The following is a 10,566-nucleotide window of genomic DNA, read 5'->3' on the forward strand; positions in this document are numbered from 1 at the left end:
GAATGATGGCGATTGCGTTTTTGGAAGGCATAGCGCAGCGGCTGGGTGGCATCGGCGAAGCTTGCCGGCGCGCAGTCGCTGGCCCCGCAGCGATCGAAGCCGGCCCGGCGGCGGGGCTGCGCTTCGACGCGGGTACAGATACCCTGCGCTTCCAGAAGGGAGACTACGAGCGGCCGGTCCAGCAGGCGCTGGCGTCGCTCGCGCGTCCCGGCGACATTTGCTACGACATCGGCGCCAATCTCGGCTTCTTCTCGATCTTGTTGGGCCGTCTCGTCGGTGCGACCGGTATGGTGTACGCGTTCGAGCCGGTGCCGGCCAACGCGGCGGCCATCGAGCGCAACGCCTGCCTGAATGACCTCGCCAATGTCTGCGTCGCGCGCGTGGCCCTGACTCGATCCGATGGCGAGGCCGAGTTGCTGCTCGCGCAGCATGTGGGAGGTGCCGTTCTCGCGGGTGCCGGTATACCGCCCGATCCGGCTGGTCGCTTGACAGTGGCGACGGCTGCGGTCGATTCGCTGGTCGCGCGGGGCGAACTCACGCCGCCGCGGATCGTGAAAATCGACGTGGAAGGCGCAGAAATGGATGTCCTGAAGGGTATGGAACGGACGCTGAGCGACCATGCGCCGGCCATCGTCCTCGAGTTGGACGACGCGACCGAGAGCAGGTGCCATAGCAAGGCTGACGAGTGCCGGATTTTTCTAGAAGACCACGGCTACCGGGTCGAAAACCTTCCGAGCAGCTACATCGAGGTAAGATGGTTTGTGCGGCATCTTGTGGCTATCCGGTCGGTACCCTAATTGCGATCCGTGCCGCGTGGCTGGCCAAGCCGCCGATCCAGTGAAAAATGCGAATCAACGGGAGCGGTCGCGCATACTTGATCGCGCGAAAACCTAATCTACATCTAATGCTTCCGGTTGTGTGGGAATAGGCCCAATACCGATGAAATCTCGTCGATGCGAAACTCTGAATCTCTGAGGGGAAGGAAAGCGGATATGGCAATCGGTCCCCGTGTCAGCATCGGCATGCCTGTCTACAACGGCGAGCGGTTTATTCGAGCAGCTATCGAATCGCTGCTCGAGCAAACATATTCCGATTTCGAGTTACTGATATCGGACAACGCGTCGGATGATGCTACCAGAGAGATTTGTTTGGAATTCGCGAAAATTGACTCGCGCGTCAGGTATTCGCGGAACGACCGCAATCTTGGGGCCGCCCCCAACTATAATCGGGTTTTCGCGCTATCAAGAGGGACCTATTTCAAGTGGGCCGCTCACGATGATGTTTGTGCGCCTACGTTTCTCGAGCGCTGCGTCCAGATTCTTGAATCGGACGCGTCAGTTGTATTGGCGCATACCGGCGTTTCACTCATCGGAGAGGCTGGCGAGATTACGAACGAATGCGTCGAAAGCTTCCATTTAACATCTCTGCGCCCTTCTGAGCGATTATTGGGGTGTCTTCTTGCGGGTCCCTGGACTTTTCATCCGATTTTTGGAGTCATGCGGAGAGACGCATTGAAAAAGACCCTGCTGATCCAGGATTATGCGGGGTCCGACTTCGTGCTTCTTGCCTGCTTAGCGCTCGCCGGAAAGTGTTACCAATTGCCTGAGCGGTTGTTCCTGCGCAGAGAGCACGAAGGACGGGGCGGTAAAGCTACGGGACAGAAGATGCGTTATTGGTGGAATGCTGATAATGACCGTAGGTTCCTGTATTTCAATAATTGGCGCCGGCTTGGCGGCTACCTCGGAGCGATTGCGCGAGCGGACATTTCCGCGAAAGAGCAGGCTGCGTGTGTTCTCCATGTCACGAAATGGTGCCGTTGGTTCTGGCCGCACTTATACCGAGATATTGGTGAAGCCGCGCCGCAGTTGCCAATAAGCTTTAGCCTAAAGAGGAGGGGCGGAACGGGGGGGAGAAAGTAGCGGTGGTAGCCAGCGGCATCCACGGCCCGTCGGCCTCGGAATCGTCAAGGCGCTGATTGGCGGGACGCATCCGGGACAGGTTCTTAGGCTTGGTGGGAGCCGAGTGAAGGCGAGCGAAGAGGAGCTGCTGGGTGGCCTGGATGGCGGGCCGAGCGACGGTTGTCGCTCTGTCCTCGGCGAGTGAATGGGACATATCGAGGATTTGGAGCGGTGCATGGATCGCTGGAGCCGTTAGTTGCCGGTAGCGTTGGCGCAGCGGCGACCGCTCCTGCAGTCGATGCCGGGCTTGGACGAGCTCGAGGTTGCCAAGAGGTTGGTGGAGATCGGCGATGAGATGCAAGCCTCGGGCGCGGCGGAGAAGCTGGTCTCGTGGGCGGGTGTCTTTTTCGGGAGTCGCAAGGAGGCCTGCAAGCGCAACGTCGAGCCGTCAAGCGACGCGACTGCCCTCCCTGGTGTGCGATGGGTCGTGTGGGAAACGTTGGCTTCCTTTACCGTGGTTGGATTGCTCCGCTGTTGTGCCGCGTACCAATTCCCTTGCGGGCGGTTTTTGTAAAGCGATATTTCCCCCGGGGGTAGCTTGCTGGTATTGTTCGTTCAGGTGGCGCTGCTGCTGCCCCTTGCTCCGCGCGCGGCGATCGGCTGGAAAGCGGATTGGAGGCAACCGCTGTTTTTGGTTCCGCGCCGGTTCGGGAGGAGCAACTCATGAAGGCGGTGCGGCTGCGAATGGAGGAAATGGATGCGAGCATGCTGTATGGCTGGACGGAGTGCATGTCCCGGTTGGCAAACTGTGGTCCTTATGGTTTGCCTGCGTGGGGAGCAGCAATTGCGGATGCTTACGGATTGGACACCTATTGCGTGGTGGTTGAGGAAAAGAAGGATGCAGTGCGGGGGGAGGTCGGCATATCCCCTGCGAATGGAACTGAAAGCGCTTTCGGAGAGGGCGTACGAGGGGTGCTTCCTATTGTGCATATCAGTCACTGGCTGTTCGGTAATAGCCTCGTAGCCATGCCTTTCTGCGACGGTGGGGTGTGTGCGGTAGCCGATGGGGAGGTTCAAGGAGGGCTGATTTCCGCTGTGTGCGATCTTGCGGAGGATTTAGACGTACCCGTTGTCGAACTGCGTGCGTTCGAACCATTCGGCAACGAGCTCGACTTTGTGCCTATGAAGGGCCGCGAGACGCGTTTGCGCCCGATGCAGGAAGACGGGGCCGTGGGGTGGGCTGGGCCCGCGCGTGTGGAGGGCGACAAGGTTCGGATGCTTCTGGGACTGCCTGGTCAGGCGGAGGAACTCATGCGTTCGTTCAAGGCGAAGTTGCGCAGTCAGATCAACAAGCCCAAGAAAGAAGGCTTGACCGCACAGCGAGGGAGCGTTGAATTGCTGGACGATTTCTATCGCGTGTTCGTCGAAAATATGCGTGATCTTGGTTCGCCCGTGCATTCGAAGGCGTTTTTTAGGGCGATCCTGCGGAATTTTGGGAGCGCGGCGACCGTGTTCCTCGTTTACCATCGTGGAATAGCCGTTGCCGGTTCTATCGCCGTCGGTTTCAAAGACGAGTTGGCGAACCCTTGGGCTTCGTCGCTGCGGCGGTTCGGAAGACTTGCCCCGAACATGCTGTTGTACTGGTCGATGCTGGAGTATGCGTGCGAGAACGGCTACCGGCGGTTCGACTTCGGTCGTTCCACGATTGGCGAGGGCACCTATCGCTTTAAGGAACAATGGGGCGCGCGGCCCGAGCCGCTCTACTGGTACCGGTTCACTCGCATGGACAGGAACAGCCCCGCGCTGGACCGTGAGAGCGGGAGTATTGGCCGTGCCGTCGCGATTTGGAAGCGGCTTCCGTTGCCTGTGACCCGTATTTTGGGGCCGCGCATCCGGCGGCACATCAGCCTCTAGCGCGTGACCATGCGCCTGCTGTTCCTTGCACACCGGATTCCCTACCCGCCGAACAAGGGAGACAAGATCCGGTCGTTCCACCTGCTGGACTACCTGGCGCGGCGCCACGAGTTGCACCTCGCGTGTCTGGTCGACGACCCGGAGGACATGTCTTACCTGCCGGAGATGGCGGTGCGGGTGTGCAGCCTGATGGTCGAACAGATCCGTCCTCGGGCGCGTAAGGCCCTGGCACTGGGGGCCGTGCTCGCCGGCCGGCCGATCACCGTAGCGCATTTCCATTCGCGTGCACTGCAGGCGAAGATGGACGTTCTGCTGGATAAGGGCGCTGTGGACGCGGTGATATGCTTTTCCTCGCCGATGGCAGAGTACGTCTTTCGCTCGCGTCATGCGAAAGGCAGCTTAGCTAGTGCAGTGCGCTTGATGGACCTCATCGACGTCGACTCCCGCAAGTGGGAGCAGTACGCGGCCAATGCGTCGGCACTGTTGGCGCCGATCTACCGCTACGAGGCGCATCATTTGGCGGCCTACGAGCGGCGAATTGCAGCGTCTTTCGACCGCGTGGTGGTGGTCAGTGAGCAGGAAATGTCGTTGTTCCCCGGCGGTGGCCTCGCCGAGAATATCGTGGCGGTTTCCAACGGGGTCGACCTCGAGTTCTTTCGGCCAGAAGCCTGCGCCGTGGAAGCGCCGGCACGGCACACGGTGGTCTTTACCGGCATGATGGATTACTGGCCGAACGTCGACGGGGTGACCTGGTTCGCCAACGCCGTGCTGCCGACGTTGCAGGTGGCGATTCCTGACGTCGAGCTGCTGATCGTGGGCGGTCGCCCGACGCGGGAGGTACAGCGCCTTGGCGAGCGCGATGGCGTGAAAGTCACCGGCTTCGTCCGGGACGTGCGCGAGTATCTCGCCCGGGCGCATGTGTGCATTGCGCCGCTGCGGGTGGCACGGGGAATACAGAACAAGGTGCTTGAAGCCATGGCGATGGGCAAAGTCGTGGTCAGCACACCCGAGGCGTTCGAGGGGATTCGGGCTGTGGTGGGCGAGGAGATCGTGGTCGCCGACGGTGCCGAGCCGTTTGCGGAGCATGTGCTGGCGCTGCTGCGGGACCCGACGCGCAGACGGGAAATCGGGCAGAAGGCGCGGGCGCGGGTGGTTGCCGACTACGCCTGGGAGGCGAACCTCCGCATCTTCGATGAGTTGCTCGCGGTGCGCAGCGAGGCACGAGTGTCGGCTGCCGTTCAGGGTGGCGCGAAGACCGGCGGCCTCGCGGGTGGACCTGAAGCGCCGAGGCTGTCCGCGCGTGCCCGTCGCTGAGCATCTGACCTCGATCCGGATTGAAGAGACCCGGGGGGTCGTCCGGGAGCGGGAGCCGGTGCGTATCGGCGTGCCGATTCCGCGTGGGATGGTCGCGGATGCGCTGGACTGCTCGCTGACCGGTCCGCATGGCGAAGAGCTTCCGCATCAGTGCCGGCTCCTGGCGCGGTGGCCGGACCGGAGCGTCAAGTGGCTGTTGGTCGATGCGCTCGTTTCGGTCGCGGCAGGGCAGCAATTCGATCTTTCCTTGTGGCGGCACCCCGGCGGTGGAACTCCCGCTCCGCAGGGTCTGACTCTCCAACGATCCGGCGATTCGGTCCTGATTGAGACCGGCGCGGCCGAGTGCCGCATCGACGCCCGATCCGGCGGCGGAGTGCCATCGGTCCGGTTCGGCGACGAGGGGTTGATTAGCGGAGGTCGGTTGGTGCTGCGCATGGCGGACGGGGCCGAGCGGCTCCCTAGGATCCGTCGGATCGAGGTCGAGGAAGTCGGGCCAGTCCGCGCGACTGTGTGCATTGAAGTGGACTTCGATCTGGGGCGGAGTCGCGCGTCCCTGTTTCTTCGTTCCAGACTGAGCTTTTTCGCCGGTACCGCCGTCGTGCGCCAGGAGGTCTTGGTGCGAAACTCGCGTGCCGCGCTTCATCCGGGCGGGGTGTGGGATCTCGGAGATCCGGGGTCTCTGCGGTTTGCCGATCTCTCGCTGCATCTGGCCTGCGCTCAACCGGTTCGGGAGATGTCATGGTCGATCGGCGATGCCGGGTCGGGGCAGCGCGGCTCCTGGCCCGGCGTCGTCATCTACCAGGATTCGAGTGGCGGCGAGAACTGGGACTCGCCCAATCACATCGACGCCTCAGGGGCGCTCTCCGCGAGGCATCGAGGCTATCGAGTGACCGCTGCGGGGGCGCGAGGGCCGGAAATCCTGGACGAGGGCGATCGGGCATCCCCCTTCGCGCAGGCGATGGTCGGTGGTGGCTGGGTGGCGGTGACCGTGGAGGGCTTCTGGCAGAACTTCCCCAAGGCGCTTCGGGTTGGACGGGAGTCGCTGTCGGTTGGTCTCTTCCCTGGCGAATCGGCCGCCGGATTCGAGCTGCAGGGGGGCGAGCAGAAACGGCACGTGGTCTGGTGGGAACTCGGCTTGCCCCGTCAGGTGCCGAGCGTATCGGCGCTACGATACCCGCTCCAAGTCTCTCTCGATCCCGACTGGGTGGAGCGTTCCCGGACGGTGCCTTGGTTCGCCGCGCCCACGCCCGATGAAGACAGCCGCTGCACGGGCTATGTGGCGAGCATCGTCGATGGCCCCAACTCGTTCGTCCGCAAGCGTGAGCGGGTGGACGAATATGGTTGGCGCAGCTTCGGGGACCTGTATGCGGACCACGAGGCGGTGCATCACCGCGGTCCGAAGCCGCTGGTTTCCCATTACAACAACCAGTACGACTTCGTCTTCGGCGCCCTCTCGCAGTTCCTGCGCACCGGCGACGGCCGCTGGTGGGCGCTGCTGAAGGATGCCGCCCAGCATACTATCGACATCGACATCTACCATACGCAGGAGGATCGTGCCGCCTACAACGGCGGAATGTTCTGGCATACGGATCACTACAAGGAGGCGGCGACCTGCGGCCACCGCACCTATAGCCGGCACAACGGTGGAAGCGGCTACGGCGGCGGGCCGAGTAATGAACACAATTACACCTCGGGCCTGCTCCTTTACTACTACCTGACCGGGGACCCGGAGGCGGCGGCGGCGGTGCGCGAGCTTGCTCACTGGGTCATCGCAATGGACGACGGGGGGCTCAATCTCTTCGGACTCGTCGACGCGGGGCCGACCGGACTGGCCAGCCGAACTGTCGACGACGACTATCACGGCCCCGGGCGCGGGGCGGGCAACTCCGTCAACGCCGTGCTCGACGCCTATCACCTCGCCCGGGAGCGTTGCTTTCTGGTCAAGGCTGAGGAGCTGATTCAGCGTTGCATCCATCCCGCGGACGATATCGGCCAGCATAAGCTGGATGAGCCGGAGTATCGGTGGTCATATCTCGTGTTCCTGCAGGTTCTTGGAAAGTACCTAGACCTGAAACAGGAGCTTGGCGAGATGGACTATGGCTTTCATTACGCACGGGAAGGCCTGGTCCACTATGCCCGCTGGATGGCATTGAACGAGGTGCCGTACAAGGCGGTGCTGCACAAGATGCTAATACCCACGGAAACCTGGCCCGCCCAGGACATCCGCAAGTGCCACGTGTTTCATCTCGCTGCCAAGTGGTCGGCGCCGGGGGATCGTGAGTCGTTTGCGGAACGGGCGGGTTACTTCTTCGGGCGCTGCCTAAATGACCTCTTGTCCTTCGAAACCGCTTACCTCACGCGTCCTCTGGTGATCCTGAGTGTCTATGGTCATGCCCATGCCTACTATTGCCGGCACGGCGCGGGCTTGCAACGCGATTGGAAACACGACCACTGCTTTGGGCAGCCCGCCGGATTCGTGCCGCAGCGGGCACGGGTGGGGGGCGAGCTGAGGCGGAAGTTGCGGATGGCTCGCGCCGAGTTGGTGCGGTTACTGCGCGACAAGGGGGGGAGTCTGCGGCGTCGTTCCCCGGGATCGAGCTGACCCCCTCGTGCGTCGACCGGAGCCAATCCAGTGACCGGACAAAGGATTCCGCTGGCCTATGTCGTCAACAGCCTCGACGCCGGGGGAACCGAGAAGCTGGTGGTCGAGATGAGTCTCGCGTTTGCGCATGAGTACCAGGTTTCCGTGGTCTGCCTCGATCGGCCCGGAACCTGGGCCGGAGACCTGCGCGCGCGTGGCGTGCCCGTTTATTGCCTATGGCGCCAGCCCGGACTCGATCTTGCGATGCCCTGGCTGCTAGCGCGTTACTTTCGCGATCACCGGGTCCGGCTCGTGCATGCGCACCAGTGCACGGCCTGGTTCTACGCGGCGTTGTCCCGCCTGCTGCATCGGTCTCCGCGGCTGCTGTTTGAGGAGCACGGCCGGTTCTATCCGGAGGTGAAGAACCGCAGGCGGGCGCTGGTCAACCGCTGGCTGGTGCGCAAGCTGACCCACCGATGCGTCGCGGTCTCGGAAGACGTCCGTAGTCGGCTGCAGCGCTACGAGGGGCTCGACGCGGATGAGATCCAGGTCATCTATAACGGCGTCAAGCGGGAGCCCCCGGTCTCAGTCGAAGAGCGCGACGCGATGCGCCGAGCGTTTGGCTTGGACCCGGATAGCTTCGTGGTCGGGACCGTCGGCCGGTTCGACCCGATCAAGAACCTGCCCATGCTGGTTGAGAGCCTGGCGCGGGCCGGGCGCGAATTGCCGGCGCTGCGAGGGCTGTTGGTCGGTGACGGGCCCGTTCACGGGGAGATTCGGAAGCGAATTGAAGAGTCACGCTTGGAAGGGCGGGTCGTACTCCCGGGATTTCGCGACGATGCCCGCCGTCTGTTGCAGTGCATGGATCTGTTCGTGCTGTCGAGTTTCAGCGAGGGAACGTCGATGGCACTCCTGGAGGCGATGGCGGCAGGGGTGCCGGTGGCTGTCACTGGGGTCGGAGGGAATCCGGAGATCGTGGTGAATCGCGAAACGGGATGGGTCGTCGCCTCGGGTGCGGTGGATCAGCTTGCCCAAGCAATTTTGGATGCGTTCCAGGACGGCGGCAGACGCGAGAGAATGGCTCGCGCGGCAAAGGAGCGCTTCGAGACGCTGTTCACCTTCGATCGAATGATCGAGCACTATAGGCAGTGCTATCGTGAAATGACTGTGGACGGGAGGTGACGTGGTTCCGTGCGAGGAACTTGGGCGATCATGGCCCAGAGTGCTTGAATGGATGCGCCGCGCCCGACGTCGCTCCGATCGGCCGGGAGAAGAGAGGTGGTCATAATCATTACGGATATCTTTTCCAGTGTAAGACAGACAGCCCCAGGGATCCCGAGCAACCTGGCGGTTTCCCGTCGCCGAAAGGGTTCGCCGATGTGGCACAAAGCAACGGGTTGTCGAACCGTTGCAACTCGTCTACTACGCGCGGAAATACTGTAACGCTCAGATTACTATATGAAAGTATTCGCTTCGCTCGTGAAAAATAGGCTTAGCCTCATGGTTACGGCCTAGGATCATGATTGTTATCCTGTCTTAGGCTTATGGGGTGCGGCCTCGACATGATGTGCCATTGAGGAGTATCTTGTAACCTTCTGTGGCGAGAAGAGAAGGTGCGGCTGTGGCGACGGTGGTGAAGCGCTCGGGTGAGGAGGTGACGGTCGAGGTGACGGTGCGGCTCAGCGGCAGCTTGCTGGAGATGGAAGGGGCCATCCAGGAGGCCGCGAACGCGGTCGGTTGCTGCGCCACCGAGGAGGCCCTGAAGCGCTTCGACGCCGACGGCAGCCCAATCCGTATCGGGGAGATCAAGCTGACCGCACGCGGGCGTAGTCCGAAGGCGTATCAGACCCCCTACGGGGAGGTGGAGATCGAGCGCTACGTCTACCAGAGTTCCCGCGGCGGGCGGATCTACTGCCCGCTCGAGCAGGGGGCGCGGATCGTGCGCGGGGCCACGCCGCGGTTTGCCAGCCAGCTCAGCCACAAGTATGCGCAGCTCAACGTGCGTGCGGTGCAAACCGACCTCGAAGAGAACCATGGTCGCACAGTGGCTACCTCCTACATTCAGAACGTGGCCGAGTGGGTGGGCAGCATCGCCCTGGCCAAGGAAGAGGACTGGGAGTACGCGCTGCCGGCCCTCGATGCCCCTGTGGCGACCGTGGTGGTCAGCCTCGACGGGGCCATGATCCCGATGGCCGACGCGGCGGGCTACCGCGAAGCCATGGTCGGGACCCTCTCCTTCTACGACCAGCAGGGCGAACGCCAGCACAGCCTCTACCTCGCGGCCGCACCCGAGTACGGCAAGCAGGCGTTCCTGCAGCGCCTGGAGCGCGAGATTGTGCGTGCCAAGCAGCACTTTCCGAACGCGCGCTACCTCGGGATCGCCGACGGGGCGGCGAGCAATTGGCGCTTCCTCGAACGACACACCGACCGCCAACTGATCGACTTCTTTCACGCCACAGAATACGTGGGCAAGCTCGCCCAAGCGGCCTATCCGCCGCGCCAGGCCGAGGGCCAGCGGGCGCAGTGGCAGCATGCGCACTGCCACACACTCAAGCATGACCCCGCCGCCCTCGATGTCCTCATTGGCGAGGCGGCACGTCTGTCGCAGCGCCCCGGCCTCTCGCAGAAGGTCCGTGACGAGGCGATCAGCGCCTGGACCTACTTCACCAATCATCGCCACCAGATGGACTATCCCGGCTTCCTCGCCGAGGGCCTGCCGATCGGATCGGGCGTCACCGAGGCGGCCTGCAAGACCCTGGTCAAGCAACGGCTCTGCGCCTCCGGCATGCGCTGGAAGAACAAAGGCGCGAAGATCGTCCTCAGCCTGCGCGCCCTCACCCACACCGCCGGGCGGTGGAC

Annotated in this window: 7 protein-coding genes; all 7 read left to right on the forward strand. The window is 62.8% G+C overall.

What is annotated here, in order from left to right; translation table 11 throughout:
* Positions 1–2 precede the first annotated feature (2 nt).
* Positions 3–797, forward strand: a complete 795-nt coding sequence (locus CKO41_RS08835) for an FkbM family methyltransferase (protein WP_200253005.1) — start codon at positions 3–5, stop codon at positions 795–797.
* Positions 798–992: 195 nt separating this feature from the next.
* A complete protein-coding gene (locus tag CKO41_RS08840; protein ID WP_200253003.1) occupies positions 993–1,919 on the forward strand; it encodes a glycosyltransferase family 2 protein in 927 nt (308 codons plus the stop codon).
* A 702-nt stretch (positions 1,920–2,621) separates the two neighbouring features.
* Positions 2,622–3,812, forward strand: a complete 1,191-nt coding sequence (locus CKO41_RS08845) for a GNAT family N-acetyltransferase (protein WP_200381868.1) — start codon at positions 2,622–2,624, stop codon at positions 3,810–3,812.
* 9 nt (positions 3,813–3,821) lie between these two features.
* Positions 3,822–5,126 carry a TIGR03087 family PEP-CTERM/XrtA system glycosyltransferase gene (locus CKO41_RS08850; RefSeq protein ID WP_200253404.1) on the forward strand — a complete coding sequence of 435 codons (1,305 nt, stop codon included), beginning with the start codon at positions 3,822–3,824 and terminating at the stop codon, positions 5,124–5,126.
* Positions 5,083–7,728, forward strand: coding sequence for an RIFT barrel domain-containing protein (locus CKO41_RS08855; protein WP_200381869.1), 2,646 nt, complete (start codon positions 5,083–5,085; stop codon positions 7,726–7,728). Before CKO41_RS08850 ends, CKO41_RS08855 begins: the two co-directional genes overlap by 44 nt.
* A 30-nt stretch (positions 7,729–7,758) precedes the next feature.
* A complete protein-coding gene (locus CKO41_RS08860; protein WP_200381870.1) occupies positions 7,759–8,889 on the forward strand; it encodes a glycosyltransferase in 1,131 nt (376 codons plus the stop codon).
* Between the two features lie 439 nt (positions 8,890–9,328).
* Positions 9,329–10,566: ISKra4 family transposase (locus CKO41_RS08865; protein ID WP_200381871.1), on the forward strand; the 1,238-nt coding region annotated here is incomplete at its 3' end.

Source organism: Thiococcus pfennigii, assembly GCF_016583835.1.
Lineage (GTDB): Bacteria > Pseudomonadota > Gammaproteobacteria > Chromatiales > Chromatiaceae > Thiococcus > Thiococcus pfennigii.